This is a genomic window from Ramlibacter humi, assembly GCF_004681975.1.
Classification (GTDB): Bacteria; Pseudomonadota; Gammaproteobacteria; order Burkholderiales; family Burkholderiaceae_C; genus Ramlibacter; species Ramlibacter humi.
In genome coordinates this window covers 1,397,196-1,417,134 of the sequence record NZ_SMLK01000001.1, presented here as the reverse complement: position 1 = coordinate 1,417,134, position 19,939 = coordinate 1,397,196, and the positions used below count along the sequence as shown (strand labels likewise).

The 19,939-nt window shown below is 68.9% G+C and carries 19 protein-coding genes; 14 read left to right on the top strand and 5 right to left on the bottom strand.

Annotation, left to right across the window (positions count from 1 at the left end; all coding sequences use genetic code 11):
• Positions 1–5 precede the first annotated feature (5 nt).
• The gene (locus EZ216_RS06640; protein ID WP_135248902.1) at positions 6–1,586 is read right to left on the bottom strand and encodes an acyl-CoA carboxylase subunit beta; all 1,581 of its coding nucleotides are present in this window, start codon (positions 1,584–1,586) and stop codon (positions 6–8) included.
• A complete protein-coding gene (locus EZ216_RS06635; RefSeq protein WP_135248901.1) occupies positions 1,583–2,947 on the bottom strand; it encodes a phenylacetate--CoA ligase family protein in 1,365 nt (454 codons plus the stop codon). Before EZ216_RS06635 ends, EZ216_RS06640 begins: the two co-directional genes overlap by 4 nt.
• 58 nt (positions 2,948–3,005) lie before the next feature.
• Here EZ216_RS06635 and EZ216_RS06630 point away from each other — a divergent pair, with 58 nt between their 5' ends.
• The 8 genes from EZ216_RS06630 to EZ216_RS06595 all read left to right on the top strand — a co-directional run bounded on the left by EZ216_RS06630 (position 3,006) and on the right by EZ216_RS06595 (position 11,878).
• Positions 3,006–3,788, top strand: a complete 783-nt coding sequence (locus tag EZ216_RS06630) for an enoyl-CoA hydratase/isomerase family protein (protein WP_135248900.1) — start codon at positions 3,006–3,008, stop codon at positions 3,786–3,788.
• Between the two features lie 99 nt (positions 3,789–3,887).
• A complete protein-coding gene (locus EZ216_RS06625) occupies positions 3,888–5,030 on the top strand; it encodes an acyl-CoA dehydrogenase family protein (protein WP_135248899.1) in 1,143 nt (380 codons plus the stop codon).
• A complete protein-coding gene (locus tag EZ216_RS06620) occupies positions 5,030–5,860 on the top strand; it encodes an ABC transporter ATP-binding protein (RefSeq protein WP_135248898.1) in 831 nt (276 codons plus the stop codon). The genes EZ216_RS06625 and EZ216_RS06620 overlap by 1 nt, the downstream gene beginning before the upstream one ends.
• On the top strand, positions 5,847–7,769 hold the full coding sequence (locus EZ216_RS06615) for an AMP-dependent synthetase/ligase (protein ID WP_135248897.1): 1,923 nt from the start codon (positions 5,847–5,849) through the stop codon (positions 7,767–7,769). Before EZ216_RS06620 ends, EZ216_RS06615 begins: the two co-directional genes overlap by 14 nt.
• Positions 7,770–7,771: 2 nt before the next feature.
• A complete protein-coding gene (locus EZ216_RS06610; RefSeq protein WP_135248896.1) occupies positions 7,772–8,659 on the top strand; it encodes a branched-chain amino acid ABC transporter permease in 888 nt (295 codons plus the stop codon).
• Between the two features lie 3 nt (positions 8,660–8,662).
• Positions 8,663–9,736, top strand: coding sequence for a branched-chain amino acid ABC transporter permease (locus EZ216_RS06605; RefSeq protein WP_135248895.1), 1,074 nt, complete (start codon positions 8,663–8,665; stop codon positions 9,734–9,736).
• Positions 9,737–9,738: 2 nt separating this feature from the next.
• Positions 9,739–10,554: an ABC transporter ATP-binding protein gene (locus tag EZ216_RS06600; RefSeq protein ID WP_135248894.1), complete on the top strand. Its 816-nt coding sequence runs from the start codon at positions 9,739–9,741 to the stop codon at positions 10,552–10,554.
• Between the two features lie 76 nt (positions 10,555–10,630).
• Positions 10,631–11,878, top strand: coding sequence for an ABC transporter substrate-binding protein (locus tag EZ216_RS06595; RefSeq protein ID WP_135248893.1), 1,248 nt, complete (start codon positions 10,631–10,633; stop codon positions 11,876–11,878).
• 105 nt (positions 11,879–11,983) lie between these two features.
• Here EZ216_RS06595 and EZ216_RS06590 read toward each other — a convergent pair whose 3' ends face one another.
• Positions 11,984–12,469, bottom strand: a complete 486-nt coding sequence (locus EZ216_RS06590) for a MarR family winged helix-turn-helix transcriptional regulator (RefSeq protein ID WP_239024284.1) — start codon at positions 12,467–12,469, stop codon at positions 11,984–11,986.
• A gap of 122 nt (positions 12,470–12,591) precedes the next feature.
• Between EZ216_RS06590 and badH the strand changes: the two genes are divergently transcribed.
• Genes badH through aliB form a run of 3 tightly spaced genes read left to right on the top strand, consistent with a single transcriptional unit; the run spans position 12,592 to position 15,324 of the window.
• Positions 12,592–13,359 carry a 2-hydroxycyclohexanecarboxyl-CoA dehydrogenase gene (gene badH, locus EZ216_RS06585; protein ID WP_135248891.1) on the top strand — a complete coding sequence of 256 codons (768 nt, stop codon included), beginning with the start codon at positions 12,592–12,594 and terminating at the stop codon, positions 13,357–13,359.
• A 23-nt stretch (positions 13,360–13,382) separates the two neighbouring features.
• Positions 13,383–14,165 carry a 2-ketocyclohexanecarboxyl-CoA hydrolase gene (gene badI / locus EZ216_RS06580; protein ID WP_135248890.1) on the top strand — a complete coding sequence of 261 codons (783 nt, stop codon included), beginning with the start codon at positions 13,383–13,385 and terminating at the stop codon, positions 14,163–14,165.
• A gap of 4 nt (positions 14,166–14,169) precedes the next feature.
• Positions 14,170–15,324: a cyclohexanecarboxyl-CoA dehydrogenase gene (gene aliB / locus EZ216_RS06575; protein WP_135248889.1), complete on the top strand. Its 1,155-nt coding sequence runs from the start codon at positions 14,170–14,172 to the stop codon at positions 15,322–15,324.
• Here the strand turns inward: aliB and EZ216_RS06570 are convergent, their stop codons facing one another.
• Positions 15,325–17,850 carry an FtsX-like permease family protein gene (locus EZ216_RS06570; protein WP_135248888.1) on the bottom strand — a complete coding sequence of 842 codons (2,526 nt, stop codon included), beginning with the start codon at positions 17,848–17,850 and terminating at the stop codon, positions 15,325–15,327. It lies immediately after the preceding gene.
• A 45-nt stretch (positions 17,851–17,895) separates the two neighbouring features.
• On the opposite strand from EZ216_RS06570, the gene EZ216_RS06565 reads away from it, so the two are divergent.
• Positions 17,896–18,627: a GNAT family N-acetyltransferase gene (locus tag EZ216_RS06565; protein ID WP_135248887.1), complete on the top strand. Its 732-nt coding sequence runs from the start codon at positions 17,896–17,898 to the stop codon at positions 18,625–18,627.
• Between the two features lie 11 nt (positions 18,628–18,638).
• Here EZ216_RS06565 and EZ216_RS06560 read toward each other — a convergent pair whose 3' ends face one another.
• The gene (locus tag EZ216_RS06560) at positions 18,639–19,124 is read right to left on the bottom strand and encodes a hemerythrin domain-containing protein (RefSeq protein WP_135248886.1); all 486 of its coding nucleotides are present in this window, start codon (positions 19,122–19,124) and stop codon (positions 18,639–18,641) included.
• Positions 19,125–19,390: 266 nt separating this feature from the next.
• Between EZ216_RS06560 and EZ216_RS06555 the strand changes: the two genes are divergently transcribed.
• Together EZ216_RS06555 and EZ216_RS06550 are read left to right on the top strand one after the other, a co-directional pair.
• Positions 19,391–19,588: a ribbon-helix-helix protein gene (locus EZ216_RS06555; protein WP_135248885.1), complete on the top strand. Its 198-nt coding sequence runs from the start codon at positions 19,391–19,393 to the stop codon at positions 19,586–19,588.
• Positions 19,589–19,743: 155 nt separating this feature from the next.
• The gene (locus EZ216_RS06550; protein WP_135248884.1) at positions 19,744–19,935 is read left to right on the top strand and encodes a ribbon-helix-helix protein; all 192 of its coding nucleotides are present in this window, start codon (positions 19,744–19,746) and stop codon (positions 19,933–19,935) included.
• The last annotated feature ends 4 nt before the right edge of the window (positions 19,936–19,939 follow it).

Genomic DNA, 19,939 nt, shown 5'->3' with positions numbered 1-19,939 from the left:
CGGCCTCACATGCGGAACACGCCGAAGCGCGTGGGTTCGGCCGGCACGCGCGCGGCCAGGTCGAGCAGCAGGCTGAGCACCGGCCTGGTCTCGGCCGGGTCCAGGATGCCGTCCACCCACAGGTGGCGCGCGAAGTTGCGCGCCGCGGCGAAGTCTTCGTACTGACGGCGGATGGGCGCCTTGAACGCTTCCTCGTCCTCGGGCGTCCACGTCTCGCCCGCCTTCAGGTTCTGCCGCTTCACCAGCGCGAGCGTGGTCGCCGCCTGGTCGGGCCCCATGATGGCCGCGCGGCCGTTGGGCCACATGAACATCGCGTTGGGCTTGAAAGCGCGGCCGCACATGGCCAGGTAGCCCGCGCCGTACGCGCCGCCGGTGATGATGGTGAACTTGGGCACCGACGCCGAGCTCATCGCGGTGATGAAGCGCGCGCCCGCTTTGGCGATGCCGTCTTCCTCGGCCTGCCGGCCTACCATGAAGCCGGTGACGTCGGCCAGGAACAGCAGCGGGATGTTGCGCTTGCAGCACAGGTCGATGAAGTGCGTGGCCTTCACCGCGCTGTCGACGAACAGCACGCCTTCGTTGGCCAGCACGCCCACCTGCCATCCGCCGATGCGCGCGAAACCGGTGATCAGCGTGTCGCCATACGCGGCCTTGAACTCGCTGAGCTCGCCGCCGTCCAGCAGGCAGCGCAGCACTTCGCGCGTGGGCGTGGGCTTGCGCGCGTCGCGCTGCACCAGGCCGTAGATGTCGGTGACGGGGCGCGCCGGCTCCTGCGCAGGCAAGCGATCGCGCAGGGGCGCGGGCATGGGCGGCAACTGCGACACCAGCTGGCGCGCGATGGCCAGCGCATGGCCGTCGTCCTCGGCCAGGTGGTCGGTCACGCCGCTCTTGCGCGAGTGCATGTCGGCGCCTCCCAGCAGCTCGGCATCCACCGTCTCGCCCGTGGCGGCCTGCACCAGTTGCGGGCCGCCCAGGAACATGAAGCCTTTGCCGCGCACGATGACCACTTCGTCGCACAGCGCGGGGATGTACGCGCCGCCGGCCGTGCAGGCACCCAGCACCACCGCGATCTGCGCGATGCCATCGGCGGACATGCCCACCTGCTGCTGGAAGATGCTGCCGAACAGGCCTTCGTCGGGAAAGATGTTGGCCTGGTCCGGAAGGAACGCGCCGCCGCTGTCCACCAGCGTGACGCAGGGCAGGCGGTGCTGCCAGGCGAAGCGCTGCGCGCGCACGTGCTTGCGGCAGGTCATGCCGAAGTAGGTGCCGCCTTTCACCGTGGCGTCGTTGGCGATGACCATGCAGGCGCGGCCTTCGATCAGGCCCACGCCGGTGACGATGCCGGCGCCGGGCGCCACGCCCTCGTACAGGCCTTCGCCCGCCAGCTCGCCCAGCTCGATGAAGGGCGAGCCGGGGTCCAGCAGCAGGTCGATGCGCTCGCGCACCAGCAGGCGGCCGCGCTGCCGGTGTTTCTGGCGAATGGGTTCGGGGCCGCCCAGCCAGGCCTGCTGGCGTGCCTGCGCGAGGGAGGACAGCAGCTCGCGGTAAGCCGCTTCGTTCTGCTCGTGTTCGGTGGTGGCGTTCATCGGGTGAGGTCCGGTGCCTTGCGCAGGGTGAGCGCGACTTTCTGCGCGCCGGGCGCGTCGAAGAAGCCGTGGCGCACCATCGTCACCTCGGCTTTCACGGCCAGCGCGTTGCGCACGCGCGTTTCCACTTGAGCTGCCGTCGCGGCATCGTTGTGTGGTGCGGCGCCGGGCGCGCGTTCCACCAGAAGCTTCAGGTTCTGCTGTGTCGTGTGGCCTTCGAAGTCGGCCAGCACGCGCATCACGCCGCCCACCAGCGGCTTCATCGACGACACCACGTCCTGCACGGCGGAGGGGAAGAGGTTGACGCCGCGCACGATCAGCATGTCGTCGGTGCGGCCGAAGCAGCGGATGGCCGGCGTGGTGCGGCCGCCCGGCCCGCCCATGGCGGTGACGGTGACGTGGTCGCCGGAGCGGAAGCGAAGCACGGGCGAGGCTTGCCGCTGCAGCGAGCTGTAGACGAGCTCGCCGGTGGCGCCTTCCTTCCACGGGATCGGCTCGCCGCTGGCCGGGTCGATCAGCTCGGCCAGGATGAACTCCGGCGCGACGAAGTACATGCCGCGCTGGTCGGGCGCTTCCGCCCAGTAGACGCAACCCAGGTCGGTGCCGCCCATCACCTCGCAGCATGTCGCCCCCCAGTGCGATTGCAGGCCTTCGCGGATGGCGGGGATGCCGCCGCCGGGCTCGCCGCCGACGATCAGGCGCTGCACGCCGAGGTCGGTGGCTGCGCAGCCGGCCAGGTCGCGCGCGACGGTCGCCAGGTACAGCAGGAAGTTGGGCGTGCCGACGATGCAGCGCGGGCGGGCGTCGCGCGCGGCGATCAGCAGCCGGTCGACGCCGCCGTCGGCGCCGATGGGGATGTCCACCGCGCCGATGCGCTCGATGCCCTGCCAGATCGGGATGCCGCCGACGAACCCCTTGCTCATGGAAAAGCCGTGCAGCACTCGGTCGCCGCGCCGGATGCCGCTGGCATACAGGCCGCGCGCGGTCATCTCGGCCCAGTTCTCGCAATCCTGCCGAGTGAGGCCGATGTACGCCGGGCTGCCCGTCGTGCCGGACGAAGCCTGCACCTGCACCACGTCCGCCCACTCGGCGGCCTGGTGTTCGCCGAGCAGCGGCGCGGCCTTCAGGCTGTCGCGCAGTTCCTGCTTGGTGGTGAAGGGGATGGCGCGCAGGTCGTCCAGCGAGCGCACGTCGTCGGCCCCGATGCGGGCCGCACCCAGCTTGCGCTGGTAGAAGGGAGAGTGCGCCTGCAGATAAGCCAGCTGCCTGCGCAGCTCGTGGAGCTGTTGCGCCTGCAGGTCCGCCCAGGGCCTTGTCTCGGCCTGGCTGAAGGGAACGTCGGCCGCGGAAGTGTTCGTCATGGTCTCCTCGCACCAATAAACGGTCGCCTGTCCGTTTTATCGATGCTAGCATGGGACCATGGAATCCGTGCTCATCACCCGCCCGCGAGCCGGCGTCGCCGTGCTCACCATCCAGCGGCCCCAGCGGTACAACGCGCTGGATCCGCAGACCAACGAGGCGATGGCGAAAGCCTTCGGGGAACTGGATGCCGACGAAACCGTGCGCTGCATCGTGCTCACCGGCGCGGGGGACCGAGCCTTCTGCACCGGCGCGGACATCCCCACCATGCTTCCCTGGATTCGCGCCAACGTGGTGAATGGCGCGGACGACCCGCAACTGGGCGGCATCACGCACCGGCCGGGCACGCGCAAGCCGCTGGTGGCCGCGGTGAATGGGCTGGCGTTGGGCGGCGGGCTGGAACTGGCGCTGGCCTGCGACCTGCGCATCGCGTCGGAGCACGCGCGCTTCGGGTTGCCGGAGATCAAGCTGGGCGTACTGGCGGGCGCCGGCGGCTGCACGCGGCTGCCGCGCATGCTGCCCGAGGCGCTGGCCGCGGAGATGATCCTCACCGGCGAACCCATCGATGCTGCACGCGCATTGCAGGCCGGGCTTGTCAGCCGCGTGGTGGCGGCCGGGCAGCTGATGGAGCAGGCGCTCGACCTGGCCGAAACCATCGCTTCACGCGCGCCTTTGTCGGTGCTGGCGTGCACGCGCGTGCTGCGCCGCCGCAAATTTGCCGAACTGCAGGCACCGCTGGCCGAGGAGCGCGCCGAATTCGCCAAGCTGTTGCTCAGTGCGGATGCGGACGAAGGCATCCGCGCCTTCGGAGAAGGCTCCCAGCCGACATGGCAAGGCCTCTGAATTAGGCAGCACATTGCCTAAAGTGCGCAGTAGACACTAGCGTAATCCACTAGGTGTTCCCTGTTGTGCGGCCAACAAGCCGGCCCTAGCATTGGCCGCATGTTGTCCTATCCCGATGCCGCCGCACTGGAGGAGCTGCGAGCGGCCGTGCACCGGTTCGCGCAGGCGGAGATCGCGCCGCTGGCGCGCCGCATCGACCAGGAAGACTGGTTTCCGCGCGAGCTGTGGCCCCGGCTGGGCGAGCTGGGCGTGCTCGGTCCCACGGTGCCGCAGGAAGACGGTGGGCCGGGCCTCGGGTACCGCGCGCATGCCGTGATCTCGGAGGAGATTTCGCGCGCTTCGGGTTCGGTGGGCATCGCGTACGTCGCGCATTCGAACCTTTGCGTCAACCAGATCCGGCTGCACGGCACGGCGGAGCAGAAGCGCCGCTACCTGCCGGCGCTGCTCAGCGGCCAGGCGGTCGGCGCGCTCGCGATGAGCGAGGAGGGCGCGGGTTCCGACGTGGTGTCGATGAAGCTGCGCGCCACGCCGGTGCAGGGCGGATTTCGCCTGACGGGCACCAAGCTGTGGACCACCAACGGCTGGTACGCCGACACCTTCGTCGTGTACGCCAAGACCAACCCCGAAGCGGGCAAGGCGGGCATCACCACCTTCATCGTCGAGCGCGGCACGGCGGGGTTCCAGACGCGCCAGCGCATCGACAAGTTGGGCATGCGCGGCTCGGGCACCTGCGAGCTGGTGTTCGAGGATTGCTTCGTGCCCGCCGACAACGTGCTGGGCCAGCTGGACGGCGGCGTGCGCGTGCTCATGAGTGGGCTCGACTACGAGCGCCTGGTGGCCGCGTCCGCGTGCGTTGGATTGCAGCAGGCCGCGATGGACGTCGTGCTGCCCTACGTGGCGCAGCGCAAGCAGTTCGGCCGGGCCATCGGTGAATTCCAGCTGGTGCAGGCGAAGCTGGCCGACATGTACACGCGACTGGGCGCGAGCCGCGCCTACCTGGACACGATGGCCCTGCGCGCCGATGCCGGCGAGGCGCTGCGCAAGGAATCGGCCAGCGTCATCCTGTTCGCCGCCGAAGCCGCCACGCAATCGGCGCTGGACGCTATCCAGTGCCTGGGCGGCAACGGCTACACCAATGACTATGCGGCCGGGCGCCTGCTGCGCGATGCCAAGCTGTACGAGATCGGCGCCGGCACATCGGAGATCCGGCGCATGCTGATCGGGCGGGAGTTGATGCGCTGATGGACACGCGAACGATAGCTCCCGAATTGAAGGTGGCTGCAAGCGCTGCGGCCGCGACGCGCGTCCTGGAATGCCGCGACGTCGAACGCCGCTTCGGCGGCCTGGTGGCCGTCACCGGCGTGAACCTGCACGTGGACCGCGGCGAGATCTTCGGCCTGGTGGGCCCCAACGGCAGCGGCAAGACCACCATGACCAACGCCATCACCGGCTTCTTCCCGCCGCAGAAAGGCAGCATCCTGCTCAACGGCGAGGACATCACCGGGCTGGCGCCGCACAAGGTGGCGCGCCGGGGCGTGGCGCGCACTTTCCAGAACCTGGCGCTGTTCAACGGCATGAGCGTGCTGGACAACATCCTGCTCGGCCGCCACGTGCACATGCACCCGAGCATCTGGCGCACCGCGCTCTATCCCTGGTTCGCCAAGCCGGAAGAGGTGCGCAACCGCGAAGTGGTCGAGGAGATCATCGATTTCATGCAGCTGGAGAACGTGCGCGACGAGCACGTGGACTCGCTGCCTCTCGGCCTGAAGAAGCGCGTGGAACTGGCGCGCGCGCTGGCGGCGCGACCCAGCTTCCTGATCCTGGACGAGCCCATGGCCGGCATGAACCAGGAAGAGAAGGCCTACATGGCGCGCTTCATCCTGGACGCGCGCGACGAGCGCGGCGTGACGGTGCTGATCATCGAACACCACATGGACATCATCACCGGCATCTGCGACCGCATGCTGGTGCTCAGCTACGGCGAAGTCATCGGCACCGGCATCCCGCGCGAGGTCATCGCCGACCCGCGCGTGGTCAAGGCCTACATCGGGGGCAGCCATGCCGCGCAGTGACGCCGCCCGCTGGGACTTCGACCCGCGCACCACGCTGCCGCGGCTGCTGGCCGCCAACGCGCAGGCCGTGCCCGATGGGGTCGCGTTCCGCGAGAAGGACCGCGGCATCTGGCAGGAATCCACCTGGGCGCAGGTCTGGACCACGGTCTGCGCCGTCACGGCGGGACTGCAGGCGCGCGGCCTGTCGCGGCACCAGGGTGTGCTGGTGCTGGGCGACAACCGCCCGCGGCTGTACCTGGGCATGGTGTGCGCCGGCATGCTGGGCGCGTACGCGATGCCGGTGTACCCGGACGCCACGCCCGAAGAAGTGCTGCACGTGGCCAACGAAGTGACCGTCGCGGTCGCCTTCGCCGAAGACCAGGAGCAGGTGGACAAGGCGCTGGACCTGCGCGAGCGCGGCGCCCACATCGGCCTGATCGTGTACGACAACCCGCGCGGGCTGGCCGGCTACACGGCGCCCGGCCTGGTGTCGTGGACTGAACTCGAGGCGCAGGGACGCGAGCGGCTGGGGCGTGAGCCCGAGTTGCGCGAGCAGTTGCTGTCGTTGGCGGGCTCCGACGACCCGGCGGTGTTCATCCATTCTTCCGGCACCACGGGCAAGCCCAAGGGCGTGGTCCTCAGCCACTTCAACATCCTGTCCGGCGTGCGCAACGCGCACCGCAGCGGCGCGTTCGACTTCGGCGAAAGCGTGCTGGCCTACCTGCCCATGGCGTGGATCGGCGACTTCGCCTTCACCATCGGCGCCGGCTTCGCGCTGCGCTTTTCCATCAACGTGCCAGAGCGCCAGGAAACGGTGTTGCACGATCTGCGCGAGATCGCGCCCACCTTCTACCTGGCCGCGCCGCGCAGCTGGGACAACATGCTCACCACGGTGCAGGTGCGCATGGAGGATTCCACGCGGCTGAAGAAGGCGCTGTACGGCCTGTTCATGGACTCGGCGGTGGCAGCGGAGCGCCGCAAGCTGGAAGGCAAGGCGCCCACGCTGTCGCAGCGCCTGCTGCGCCCGTTCGGCGAGTTCGCGATCATGGGCCCCATCAAGGACCAGCTGGGCCTCACGCGCCTGCGCCACGCCTTCACCGGCGGCGAGGCCATCGGCGAGGACACTTTCGTCTTCTACCGCGCGCTGGGCGTGAAGTTGCGCCAGCTGTACGGCCAGACCGAGAGCAGCGCCTACAACGCGATGCAGTCGCCGGAAGAGGTGCGGCTGCACACCGTGGGCCGGCCGTTGCCCGGCGTGGAGGTGCAGATCAGCCCGGCGGGCGAGATCCTCATCAAGTCCGGCAGCGTCTTCAACGGCTACTTCCAGAACGAGGAAGCCACGCGCGACACGCTGCGCGAAGGCTGGCTGCACACCGGCGACGCCGGCTACGTGGAAAAAGACGGCCACCTGGTGGTGCTGGGCCGGCTGGCGGAAGTGGTGCACACCGCCGCGGGCGAGCGCTACATCCCGAACTACATCGAGAACCGGCTGAAGTTCAGTCCCTTCATCAAGGACGTGGCCGTGCTCGGCAAGGGCCGCGACCGGCTGGCCGCCATGGTGTGCATCGACAAGGAAACGGTCGGCCACTGGGCCGAACTGCGCGGCATCTCGTACATGTCATACGCCGACTTGTCGCAAAAGCCCGAGGTGGTGAAGCTGCTGGCCGACGCGGTGCGACGCGTGAACGCCAACCTGCCCGAGCCGCTGCGGCTGCGCCACTTCGTCAGCCTGCACAAGGAATTCGACGCCGACGACGGCGAGATCACGCGCACCCGCAAGCTGCGGCGCAACGTGGTGGAAGACCGCTACTCGCCGGTGATCGAAGCCATCTACGCGGGCGCGAAGTCGGTGCCGGTGCGCGCGCAGGTGGTGTACGAGAACGGCGAGGTGGGCACGATGGAACGCGAGCTCGCGGTGGCGGAGGTCTGACGATGGACTGGATGTACTTCCTGGAACTGGCCGTCAACGGCGCCCTGGCGGGCCTGATGTACGCGCTGGTGGCCATCGGCATCGTGCTGATCTACAAATCGTCGTCGGTGCCCAACCTGGCGCAGGGCGCGCTGACGATGCTGGGCCCGTACCTGGTGCTGGCGTTCGCGGTGCAGGCCAAGCTGTCGATGTGGCTGGCCATTCCGCTGGCGATGGTGTCCATGTTCGCGGTGGGCCTGGTGATCGAGCGCGTGGCGCTGCGCCGCCTGGCCGGCCAGCCCGTCGTGATGATCCTGATGATGACGCTGGGCATCGACATCTTCCTGCGCGCCACGGCGCTCACGGTGTGGGGCGGCAGCGGGCGCAACATGCCGCTGGGCATCAGCGACGCACCGTTGTTCCTGGGGCCGCTGCTGGTGAACCGCGCCTACGCCATCGGCGCGGGTGTCACGCTGGTGATGTTCGCGCTGTCGATCTTCTTCTTCCGCACGCGCATGGGCACGGTGCTGCGCGCCATCGCCGATGACTACACCGCGTCGTGGTCGGTGGGCATCTCGGTGGAGCGCGGCGTGGCCCTGTCGTGGGCGCTGTCGTCGGTGTGCGCCACCGCCGCGGGCGTGCTGTGGGGATCGGTGCAGACGGTGGACCAGTCGCTGTCGCTGCTGCTGCTCAAGGGCATCACGGTGGGCGTGCTGGGCGGGCTGGACAGCATCGGCGGCGCGCTGCTCGCGGGGCTGCTGCTGGGCATCCTGGAGAACGTCGCTTCCGGTTACCTGGATCCGCTGCTGGGCGGCGGCACGCGCGAGCTGGTGGTGGCCGCGGTGCTGATCCTCACCATCATGGTCCGGCCGCATGGGCTGTTCGGCCGCCAGGACATCGAGAGGATCTGACCGATGCTTTACCGGCGCGCCGGCATCTTCCACACCAGCTACGCGGACGACCGCCGGCTGTTCCCCATCCCGTTCGAGCGCTGGGCGATGCTGGCGTTGCTGGCCATCGCGCTGGCGGCGCCGTTCATGTTCAGCTCGCTCGCGTTGACCAGCTACATCCGTCCGTGGCTGATCTGGTCGGCCGCGGTGCTGGGGCTCAACCTGGTGCTGGGCTGGGCGGGCCAGTTCCACTTCGGCTACGCGGCCATCATGGGCATCGGCGCGTACGCCTCGGTGCACGCCGCGCGTCACGGCGTGCCGTGGGAAATCGCGGTGGTGCTGGGCGGGCTGATGGCCACGGCCGTTGGCGTGGTGTTCGCGTTCGCCGCGCTGCGGGTGAAGGGCCTGTACCTGGCGCTGTCCACGCTGGCGATGCAGTTCGTCATGGACTGGGTCATCTCGCACGTGCCCGCCATCAGCGGCGGCGTGGCGGCCACGCTGCAGGCGCCGCCGATGCGGCTGCTGGGGCAGGTGGTGAAGTCCGAGGCGGGCACCTACTACGTGGTGCTGGCGTGGACGGTGGCGGTGACGCTGTTCATGCTGAACCTGCGCCGCAGCGCGCTGGGCCGCGCGCTGGTGGCCGTGCGCGAGAAGGACTACGCGGCCGCCGTGATCGGCGTGCAGGCGTTCCGCTACAAGCTGGTGGCCTTCGCCGCGTCGGCCTTCATCGGCGGCGTGAGCGGCTCGATGCTGATCTACGGCTTCTACCACGCGGTGACCGCGGAGCAGTTCGCGGTGAACGTGTCCATCGAGGTGCTGGCGATGGTGATCGTCGGCGGCCTGGGCAGCATCATCGGCAGCTTCTTCGGCACCGCGTTCATCCTGCTGCTGCCGGGGCAGATGAACGCGTTCATCGCGTGGGCGGCGCGGTCGATCGGTTTGGACGTCGGCGTGGAAGCATTGGCCCACATCCCGTACATGGTTTACGGCGCCACCATCATCCTGGTGCTGCTGCTGGAGCCCATGGGGCTGGGCAAGCTGTACGGCAACGTGCGCAACTACCTGATGGTCTGGCCGTTCGGCTACGTGAGGAAATAGCCATGGAAGCGACCACCGCCAACGGCAACCTGCTCACGCTGAACAACGTCGAGGTCATCTACGACGGCGTGGCGCTCGCCATCAAGGGCGTTTCGCTGGCCGTGCCTTCGGGCGGCATGGTGGCGCTGCTGGGCGCCAACGGCGCGGGCAAGAGCACCACGCTGAAGGCGATCAGCGGCCTGCTCAAGCCCGAGCGCGGCGAGATCACGCGCGGCGAGCTGCACTTCGACGGCCAGGACATCGAAAGGCTGATGCCGCAGCAGCGCGTGCGCCGCGGCATCGTGCAGGTGCTGGAAGGCCGCCGCGTGTTCGAGCACCTGACGCCCGACGAGAACCTGGTGGCCGCTTCCGCGGTCACGGGCTGCAACCGCGCGGAGGTGGTGCGCCGCCGCGACCGCGTGTACGAGTACTTTCCGCGCCTGCACCAGCGGCGCAGCTCGCAGGCGGGCTTTCTCTCCGGCGGCGAGCAGCAGATGCTGGCCATCGGCCGCGCGCTGATGACGCAGCCGCGCCTCTTGATGCTGGACGAGCCCAGCCTGGGCCTGGCGCCTTTCCTGGTGGCCGAGATCTTCCAGATCGTGCGGCGCATCAACCAGAAAGAAGGCCTGTCGGTGCTGCTGGTGGAACAGAACGCGATGGCGGCGCTGGAGGTGGTGTCGCACGGCTACCTGATGGAGAACGGGCGTGTCGTGATGCACGAAACCGCCGAAGCGATGAAGCGCAACCCCGACATCCAGGAGTTCTACCTCGGTGGCAAGGAAGGCAGGGACTTTCACCAGGTGAAGCACTACAGCAGGCGCAAGCGCTGGCTGAGTTGAACGAGTTCACTACCGCGCGGACGCGAGCGTACTTGGCGACCGGGCGGCACCAACCAGCGTACGCAGGAGACATGCCATGAAGAGAACAGTGCTATCCGTCCTGGCCGGGCTTGCCCTGCTGGCCGGCGGGGCGGCCCACGCACAGGCGCAGAACAGCATCAAGTTCGGCTTGTGCTACGACCTGAGCAAGGCCTACACCTTCGTCACGCCGCAGATCGTGCAGGCGGCCAAGGACTACGCGACGCTGCTGAACGCCAAGGGCGGCATCGAAGGCCACCCGATCGAGATCCTGGTGCAGGACCACGGCAACGAGCCGCAGCGCGGCATCGAGTGCTACGAGAAGCTGAAGCGCGAAGGCGTGATGATGTTCGACTACCTGTCGACGCCCGTCTCGCGCGCCGTGCTGCCGCGCCACATGCAGGACGGCAACGTGATGCTGCAGTCGTTCGTCGGCCGCGGCGACGCGGTGGACGGCGACGTGTTCAAGTGGATCTTCCCCATCGGCCCGACCTACTGGGGCCAGATGGCCAACGACGTGGCCTACATCAAGTCGCAGCACAAGGGCAACCTGAAGGGCGTGAAGGTCGGGTTCATCTATCCCGACTACGCGTTCGGGCAGGAACCCATCCCGGTGCTGAAGACGCTGGCCGCCAAGGAAGGCTTCGACCTGCAGCTGTTCCCCAACCCGATGCCGGGCCGCGACCAGGCCGCGGTGTGGACGCAGATCCGCCGCTTCAACCCCGACTGGGTGATCAGCTGGAACCTGTCGGCCATGCACGTCGTCGCCGCCAAGGAGATGAAGCGCAACGGCATCCCGATGGAAAAGCTCATCGTGGTGAACTGGCTCAACGAGGTGGACATCAACAACATCGGCGCCGCCGAAGCCAAGGGCCTGAAGCGCGGCACCAACGTGGTGGGCGGCAAGGACCACCCGCTGATGCAGCAGATCATCAAGGAGGTCTACGGCGCGGGCAAGGGCGCCGGCGACGCCAAGAACCTGGACGACATCTACTACAACACCGGCCTCGCGATGTATTCGTCGATGTTCGAAGGCGTGCGCCAGGCCATCAAGAAGGGCGGCTGGCCGCTCACGCCGGCCAAGATCAAGGACGGCCTGGAAAGCCTGCGCAACTTCGACGCCAACGGCTTCATCGCGCCGGTGACCGTGACCGCCAAGGACCACGGCGGCGGCGGCAAGACCCGCATCGACATGTGGGACGGCAGCAAGTGGGTCCCGCAGTCCGACTGGACCGCCGCGTACACCGACGTGGTGGACCAGGTGGTGAAGGAGCAGTCGGCGGAGTTCGTGAAGTCCGGGAAGTGACGGATGACGGGCCGCTGCGCGGCCGGATGACACGCCGCTGCGCGGCTCGATGACGGATGAAAGATGTCATTCGTCATCGACGCGGCACAGCCGCGAGGTCATCCGTCATTCGTCATCGTCGTCCCCCTCCGCCCCGTCGATCTTCTGCATGTTCTCCAGCATCTTCAGCAGGTAGTGCACGGCATGGACCATGTCGTTGGTGGAAAAGCCGTCCAGCGCCTGCTCGTAGAAGCCGTGGATCTTGGGCAGCGCCTTGCGCTGCCACACCTGCCGCCCCGCGGTGGTCATGCGGATGAGCCGTGAGCGCCCATCCATCGGGTCGGCCGCGCTTTCCACGCGGCCGTCGCGTTCCAGCCGGCCCACCACGCCGGCCAGGTTCTGGCGGCTGACCATCAGGTAACGGGCCAGCTCGCCCAGCTTCATGCCGGCTCCGGCCTGGGGCCGCGACAGCGCGCCCAGCACCGCCCACTGCTGCGTCGTGAGGCCTTCCTCCTCGATCGCCCGGGTGCCGGTTTTATGCAGCATATTGGCACACTGGTAGAGCCGGAAGAACAGCCGGTTGGCCAGTGCCGCGCGTGCTTCGTCGTTCATCTTTTCCATGGAAGAAACCCTGGTTTCCCGTGTGCCTCCAGCGCTTGCGCGGGTTGCGCTTCGCGTCTAGGATATGTCCACATGTTGTCATATTGACCGCCACGGCGGCAAGGGGTGAAACGATGGGCAGGCTGCGGGGAAAGGTGGCGATTGTCACGGGTGGCGGCGGCGGGATCGGCGGCGCCACGTCGGCGCGGTTCGCGCGCGAAGGCGCGAAGGTCGCGGTGCTGGACCGTAACCTGCAGGCAGCGGAGGCGGTGGCTGCGCGCATCCGCGAAGCCGGGGGCGAAGCGCTGGCACTGGCTTGCGACATCACCGATCGCAAGAGTGTCGATGCGGCGGTGGCCGAAGTGGGCGCCAAGCTCGGTCCCATCGACGTGCTGGTGAACAACGCCGGTTGGGACGTGTTCCTGCCTTTCACCAAGACGCAGCCCGAGCAGTGGGACAAGCTCATCGCCATCAACCTGGTCGGCGCGCTGCACATGCACCACGCCGTCCTGCCGTCGATGGTGGAGCGGCGCGGTGGCCGCATCGTCAACATCGCTTCGGATGCGGCGCGCGTGGGCTCGTCAGGCGAAGCGGTCTACGCGGCTTGCAAGGGCGGCCTGGTCGCTTTCTCCAAGACGCTGGCGCGCGAACACTCGCGGCACGGCATCACCGTCAACGTCGTGTGCCCCGGCCCCACGGACACGGCGCTGTTCGCCGACTACAAGCAGGGGGCGGGCAACCCGGAAAAGCTGGAAGAGGCATTCCGCCGTTCCATTCCGCTAGGCCGCATCGGCCAGCCCGACGACCTGCCGGGCGCCATCCTCTTTTTCGCCAGCGACGATGCCGCCTTCGTGACCGGGCAGGTGCTCAGCGTCTCGGGCGGCCTGACGATGGCCGGCTGACACCCAGACAAGGAGACCAACGAATGGAATTCCAGGACCTGCTCTACGAAGTGCGCAACCGTGTGGCGTGGATCACCATCAACCGCCCGGACAAGATGAACGCTTTCCGCGGCACGACTTGCGACGAGCTGATCCGCGCGCTGAACAAGGCGGGCTACGACCGCGAAGTGGGCTGCATCGTGCTGGCCGGCGCCGGCGACCGCGCGTTCTGCACCGGCGGCGACCAGTCGGCGCACGACGGCAACTACGACGGCCGCGGCACCATCGGCCTGCCGATGGAGGAGCTGCACACCGCCATCCGCGACGTGCCCAAGCCGGTGATCGCGCGCGTGCAGGGCTTCGCCATCGGCGGCGGCAACGTGCTGTGCACGATCTGCGACCTGACCATCTGCTCCGAGAAGGCCATCTTCGGCCAGGTCGGCCCGAAGATGGGCTCGGTCGACCCGGGCTACGGCACCGCCTTCCTGGCGCGCGTCGTGGGCGAGAAGAAGGCGCGCGAGATCTGGTACCTGAACAAGCGCTACTCGGGCCAGGAGGCCGTGGCGATGGGGCTTGCCAACGTCTGCGTGCCGCACGAACAGCTCGATGCGACGGTGCAGGAATGGGCCGAGACGATCTGCGAGCGCAGCCCCACGGCCATCGCCATCGCCAAGCGCAGCTTCAACATGGACACCGCGCACCAGGCGGGCATCGCCGGCATGGGCATGTACGCGCTGAAGCTGTACTACGACACCGAGGAGTCGCGCGAAGGCGTGAAGGCGCTGCAGGAAAAGCGCAAGCCCGACTTCCGCAAGTTCGCGAAGTAAGGCCGTGCGCACTCCTTACCTCGACTCGGCGCTGGAAGCGCTGGGCGACCAGGCCCGGCGCTTCGCCACGGAGCGCGTGGCGCCTGGTTACCAAGAGCGCGATCGCACGCGCGTGCTCGATCGCGGCCTGATGCGCGAGATGGGCGCGCTGGGTTTCATCGCGCCCGAGCTGCCGGAAAGCGTGGGCGGGCAGGGCGCCGGCTGCCTGGCGGCGGGCGTCATCCACGAAGAGATCGCGGCCGCCGACCTGAGCCTGTCGTACGTCAACCTGCTCGCTTCGCTGAATGGGCAGATCCTGGCGGAGCACGGGCAGCCGGAAGTGGCCAAGCCTTGGCTGGACCGGTTGACCAAGGGCGAGGCGCTGTTCGCCATCGCTTTGACGGAGCCGCGCGGCGGGTCCGATGCCGCCAACCTGCGGCTGCGCGTGGAGAAGCAGGGCGACGCCTATGTGATCAATGGCGAGAAGACGTCCATCTCGGCGGCCGACCAGGCCGACGCCATCATCGTGTTCGGACGCACCGGCACGGTGGAAGCGGGTGCGCACGGCGTCACGGCGCTGCTGGTGCCCGGCGACGCGAAAGGCCTGACGCGCAGCCGCTTCGACTGCCATGGCCAGCGCGCCATCGGCCGCGGGTCGCTCTTCTTCGACAACGTGCGCGTGCCCCTCGACCACCGCCTGGGCGAGGAGAACAAGGGCTTCGTGCAGGTGATGCAGGGGTTCGATTTCTCGCGCGCGCTGATCGGGCTGCAGGTGCTGGCGGTGGCGCGCGCCGCGCTGGCGGAAACCTGGAAGTACGTGGCGCAGCGCGAAGCTTTCGGCAAGCCGCTGTCGGCTTTCCAGGGCGTGTCGCATCCGCTGGCGGACCTGGAAACGCAGGTGGAGGCCGCACGCCTGCTTTGCCTGCAGGCGCTGTGGCTGAAGGACCAGGGCCTGCCGCACAGCGCGGAAGCGGCGATGTGCAAGTGGTGGGCGCCCAAGCTGGCGTACGAGACGGTGCACCAGTGCCTGCTGAGCCACGGCCACGGCGGCTACGACCGCGGCGTGATGGAGCAGCGGCTGCGCGACGTGCTGGGCTTCCAGATCGGCGACGGCACGGCGCAGATCATGAAGACCATCGTGGCCCGCGCGCGCGCCGGGCGCAACGCGGTGCCGAACTGATCACCAGTCTTCCTTGACGGCCAGCACCGCGTCGCGCCCCGCGGCGGCGCGGCCCGACAGCCACGCGGTGAGCGTGCCGGCGGCCACCACCGCTGCGCACAATGCGGCCAGCCGCGTCCAGGGCACGAGCAGGTCCATGGTCCAGTGGAAGCTCTGCGGGTTGACCACGTGCACCAGCACCAGGGAAACGGCGAGCCCCAGCCCGAGCCCGGCGAGCGAGCCGACCAACGTCCACGCTGCGCCTTCCGCGGCCACCACGCCGAGGATCTGCCGGCGCGTGAGCCCCAGGTGCGCGAGCAGCCCGAATTCCTTGCGGCGCGCGAGCACTTGCGCGCTGAAGCTCGCCGCCACGCCGAACAGGCCGATGGCGATGGCCACCGCCTGCAGCCAGTAGGTGACGGCGAAGCTGCGGTCGAAGATGCGAAGGGACACCGCGCGGATCTCGCGCGCGGAAGCGAAGTCCAGCAGCGGCGCGGCGGGGCCCGCGGCTTCGCGCAGCGACTGTTGCACGCGCAGCGGATCGGTGCCGGGTGCCAGCCAGAGCTGCAGGTCGTTCATGCGCATGTCGCCGGTCAGGCGCCGGTAGTCGGCCTGGTTCAGGATGACCGCGCCGTTCTGGCGAACGTAGTCGCGCCACACGCCGGCGACGACGAAGCGGCTTTCGGGCTGCTTCGGCAGGCCGAGCGCATCGTCGAGCAGCGGCAGGGCGGCACCGCGGCGCGCGCCGTGCAGGTCCACCATCGCTTCGCTGACGTACACGGGGATGCGGTCCGCGGGAACCGGGGCGAGGGCGCCTACCAGCGGCAATTCGCGCGCGGGGTCGTTGATGGCGCGTGCCAGCAGCGCTATGGAGGGCCGCGCGGGATCGGGCAGCAGCGCGCGCACGCGCTGCGTGGCCGAGCGCCGGATGCCGGGCAGGCGCGAGGCGGCTTCGACGAACGCAGGTTCGAGGAACGCGGTGTCGCCGGCGGCGGTTCCGGCGGCGGCGCGCACGTACAGGTCGGCGGGCAGCAGCACGTCGAGCCAGCGGTCCACCGAGTCGCGGAAGCTGGCGACCATCACCGTGAGCGCGACCGCCAGGCTGAGCGCCGCCACCACGCCGCTGACCGCGACGGCGGCCGTCTCGCGCAGGCGGCGCGCGCGTTCCACCGCCAGCAGCGGCAGCACGCGTGTCGCGGTCCACGGCGCGAGGCGGTCGTACAGCGCGCCGATCACCGGCGGCAACGCCGCCATGCCGCCGACCAGCAGCAAGCCGATGGAAACGTACGCCGCGATCGGCAAACCGAAGATGGGCGGCAATGCAGCCAGCGCACCGGCCGCGACGAGCAGGCCCACCGCCAGCTGCCAGCGCCGGTGGCCGGGCCGCTCGGCACGCAAGCCTTTCAGTGCCTGCGCTGGCGGCAGCCGCTCGGCCTGCTTCGCCGGCACCCAGCCGCCCGCCGCCGAAGCGAAGACGCCCAGCAGGCCATAGCCGATGGCCGCCGGCGCGCTCCACTGCAGCTGCGGCGACACGCCCTCGAAGTAGCCGCCGCCCAGGTCGCCGCGCAGCAGCACCAGGGCGAGTTGCGCGAACGCCGTGCCCAGCGCCACGCCGGCCGCGCTGCCCGCGGCGCCGAGCAGCGCCGATTCGGCGAGCACCAGTTGCCGGCGGCGCGCGGCGTCGAGACCCAGCACGCCGAGCAGCGCGAACTGCTGCGAACGCCGCGCGACGCTCAGCGACAGCACGGAGAACACCAGGAACGCGCCGGTGAACAGCGCGACCAATGCGAGCACCGTGAGATTGACGCGGTAGGCGCGCGAAAGCTGGTTGACGCGCGAGCCCGTGTCCGAAGGATCGGCAGCGACCACGCCGGCGGGCAGGGCGAGCTGGCGCAGCCATTGGGCACGGTCCACGCCGGGCCGCAGCTTGACGTCGATGCGCGAGAGTTCGCCGTCACGGCCGAAGAGGTCCTGCGCCGCGGCGATGTCCATCACGGCCAGGGGCGCGCCGGGCGCGCCGACGTTGCCCGCGGCGTGGACCGGTGCCAGCTTCAGGCCCACTTGCAGTCGAAGGCCGGTCTGACCGAGTTGCTCGCGCGCGGCGGCGTTGAGGAACACCGTGGCGGGCGAGAACAGGGCGAAGCGGTCCGCATCTCGCGCGGGCTGTGGCACGAGCGAGGGCGTGACCGCGGCAGCGGCGAGAGCATCGAGGCCGACCACGCGCAGCGCCACGCGGCGGCCGTCGGCCGTCAAGGCGTTCGTGCCCAGTTCCAGGACCGGGACGGCGAGGGCGACGCCGGGATCGTTCGCCACCCTGCCGAACAGCGCTTCGTCGAAGCCGCCTCGGGTGGCGCGCAGTTCGACGTCCGGCTGGCCGCTGGCAGCGCGCACCGCGAGCGAGAACTCGCTGAGGGCCGAAGCGTTGATCAGGTGCACGGCCAGCGCGAGCGCGACACCGAGCATGACGGCCAGCACCGCCACCGCGTTGCGCCACGGGTGGTGGCGCAGCTCCGGCCAGGAATACGCGCGCAGCAGCGGCAACAGCATGCCGCGATTGTGCGGGCGCGCGCAAGCCGTGCGCTAGGATGAGCCATGACCGTGGACGTGCGCTCACTGGAACTCTCCACTCTCGCGGCGGTGCCGCCGGAAGAACTGCTGGAGCGCGACGGCTGGCTGCTGGCCATCGACGGCGGGACGGTGGGCCGGGCGCACAGCGCGGTGCCGACGAGGCATGACGGCGCGGGCATCGGCGCGGCGGAGATCGAGCGCGAATACGCGTCGCGCGGCCGCCGCGCGGTGTTCCGTGTGCCGATGCTGCCGGCGTTCGACGCTTTGCGAAGCGATCTGGCTTCGCTCGGCTACCGGGCCGAGCAGCCGACGCTCACCATGGCCGGCACACCAGCCGGGTTGCAGTCGCTGCCGTCGCCAGCCGAAGTGGAACTGGGCTCATCGCCCGGCGAAGACTGGGCGCAGGTGTTCCTGGGCGAAGGCTTCGACCCGGTGGACGGCGCCAGCCGGCTGGGCATCCTGAAGCGGGGCAGGCAAAGCGTGTTCGCGGCCGTGCGCGACCAAGGCCGCGTGGTGGCGGTCGGCTCGGCGGGGCTGGCTCACGGCTGGTGCGGCATCCACGGGATGCGCACCTTGCCCGCGTGGCGCGGGCGTGGGTTCGCGGCAGCGATCCTCTCGCGATTGGGCGATGAAGCGCAGGCGCGCGGAATCGACCGCGCTTTCCTGCAGGTCGAAATGAGGAACACGGCACAGCGCCTGTACGGCCGCGCGGGCTTCCAGCCCGTGTGGGTTTACGAGTATTGGCGCCGGGCCTGAGCGCGCGGGCCTCAGGCCATCGCGCCGTGTTCGGCTATCAGCTCCTCCTTGCGCGCTTCCAGCTCGTCGCGCATGGCGACGAGATCCAGCTTGCGGTTGCTGCGGGCCTTGGTGAACATCTCCGAACGCTCTTCCTTGACGTGGTGGTCGATGTATTCGCCCAGCACCTTGACCTTGGCGTCGAACTTCTCGTCCGGCTCGGACTCCGCCTCGATCTGGGCGACGAGGTCCTTGGCGCTCTGGTGCTCGACCTCGGCCTCGTCCAGCATGTCGGTGTCCTTCAGCACCTGGCGCAGCGCGGGGTAGAAGATTTCTTCCTCGATCTGCGCATGCACGGTGAGTTCCAGGCAGATCTGGCGCGCGAGGTCGATCTTCTTTTGCGCGGCGCCGCGGGCGCGCGATTGCGCCAGTTCCTCGTATTCCTTGAACATCTTCTTGACGGCGCGGTGGTCTGCGTCGAGCAGATCGCAGGCGTCCTTCTCGCGATTCGTGGTCATGGGGGCGGCTCCTGTGTGTTGACGCCCCATCTTGAAATCCGCCGGCACGGCAGCCTGTAGGAGAAATGCGCTTGGCTTGCGCCGACCGCGCAGCACGCGCGGCGTCGCCGGATTCGTTGCCGGGGGTGTGCCAGGACTACAGACGGTTCAGCGGCGCACACACGCCGGATGGGGATTCGAACCTGCCTCGTCGGGCGATGCGCGCCTTCGCTCCAGGACGCGTCAAAGGTGCATAGTATTATCATGTTATTCACCTGTTGGAACGAATGGAAGACAAGTCCTCCCGCTTCACGATCCTGATCGACGCCGACAAGAAGAAGGCGTTCGACGAACTGTGCGCTACGCAGGATGTGACGGCTTCCCAGATGATCCGGCAACTGATCCGCGAATACCTGGACCGCCATGGCGTCGACTACGCGCCGGGTCCCCTGCGCACGAAAAAACAACGGAAGAACGCGCGCTGACGGACGGCGCCGCGCGGCTCATCCGTGCGGCTGCCGCGTCCGCATTCGCAAGGCGCGCGTAGCAGGCTTTTCAGATTGAATCCGCACGCCTTCGTGGCAATGCGCGCGCGGCCGGGGTCAATTACAATCTGGTTAACATCCCAGCCGTTGTCCCCATGGAGAACAAGACCGCCCGGCTCACGGTTCTCATCGACCCGGCCAAGAAAGCCGCGTTCGAGAAATTGTGCTATTCGCAGGACATGACGCCCTCGCAGGTGATGCGTCGGCTGATCCGCGATTTCATGGAGCAGCACGCTCCTTCGCCGCAGCCTGCCGCGCGCAAGACACCGGCCCGCAAGCGCAGCTAGCCCA

What these genes read in the sequence shown, in the direction of transcription:
- EZ216_RS06595 (WP_135248893.1), top strand. Translation starts at nt 10,631, where the DNA reads ATGAAGAGAACAGTGCTATCCGTCCTGGCCGGGCTTGCCCTGCTGGCC.
- EZ216_RS06570 (WP_135248888.1), bottom strand. Translation starts at nt 17,850, where the DNA reads ATGCTGTTGCCGCTGCTGCGCGCGTATTCCTGGCCGGAGCTGCGCCAC.
- badI (WP_135248890.1), top strand. Translation starts at nt 13,383, where the DNA reads ATGGAATTCCAGGACCTGCTCTACGAAGTGCGCAACCGTGTGGCGTGG.
- EZ216_RS06625 (WP_135248899.1), top strand. Translation starts at nt 3,888, where the DNA reads ATGTTGTCCTATCCCGATGCCGCCGCACTGGAGGAGCTGCGAGCGGCC.
- EZ216_RS06635 (WP_135248901.1), bottom strand. Translation starts at nt 2,947, where the DNA reads ATGACGAACACTTCCGCGGCCGACGTTCCCTTCAGCCAGGCCGAGACA.
- EZ216_RS06600 (WP_135248894.1), top strand. Translation starts at nt 9,739, where the DNA reads ATGGAAGCGACCACCGCCAACGGCAACCTGCTCACGCTGAACAACGTC.
- EZ216_RS06620 (WP_135248898.1), top strand. Translation starts at nt 5,030, where the DNA reads ATGGACACGCGAACGATAGCTCCCGAATTGAAGGTGGCTGCAAGCGCT.
- EZ216_RS06610 (WP_135248896.1), top strand. Translation starts at nt 7,772, where the DNA reads ATGGACTGGATGTACTTCCTGGAACTGGCCGTCAACGGCGCCCTGGCG.
- EZ216_RS06615 (WP_135248897.1), top strand. Translation starts at nt 5,847, where the DNA reads ATGCCGCGCAGTGACGCCGCCCGCTGGGACTTCGACCCGCGCACCACG.
- EZ216_RS06630 (WP_135248900.1), top strand. Translation starts at nt 3,006, where the DNA reads ATGGAATCCGTGCTCATCACCCGCCCGCGAGCCGGCGTCGCCGTGCTC.
- EZ216_RS06560 (WP_135248886.1), bottom strand. Translation starts at nt 19,124, where the DNA reads ATGACCACGAATCGCGAGAAGGACGCCTGCGATCTGCTCGACGCAGAC.
- EZ216_RS06565 (WP_135248887.1), top strand. Translation starts at nt 17,896, where the DNA reads ATGACCGTGGACGTGCGCTCACTGGAACTCTCCACTCTCGCGGCGGTG.
- EZ216_RS06640 (WP_135248902.1), bottom strand. Translation starts at nt 1,586, where the DNA reads ATGAACGCCACCACCGAACACGAGCAGAACGAAGCGGCTTACCGCGAG.
- EZ216_RS06550 (WP_135248884.1), top strand. Translation starts at nt 19,744, where the DNA reads ATGGAGAACAAGACCGCCCGGCTCACGGTTCTCATCGACCCGGCCAAG.
- badH (WP_135248891.1), top strand. Translation starts at nt 12,592, where the DNA reads ATGGGCAGGCTGCGGGGAAAGGTGGCGATTGTCACGGGTGGCGGCGGC.
- EZ216_RS06590 (WP_239024284.1), bottom strand. Translation starts at nt 12,469, where the DNA reads ATGAACGACGAAGCACGCGCGGCACTGGCCAACCGGCTGTTCTTCCGG.
- EZ216_RS06605 (WP_135248895.1), top strand. Translation starts at nt 8,663, where the DNA reads ATGCTTTACCGGCGCGCCGGCATCTTCCACACCAGCTACGCGGACGAC.
- EZ216_RS06555 (WP_135248885.1), top strand. Translation starts at nt 19,391, where the DNA reads ATGGAAGACAAGTCCTCCCGCTTCACGATCCTGATCGACGCCGACAAG.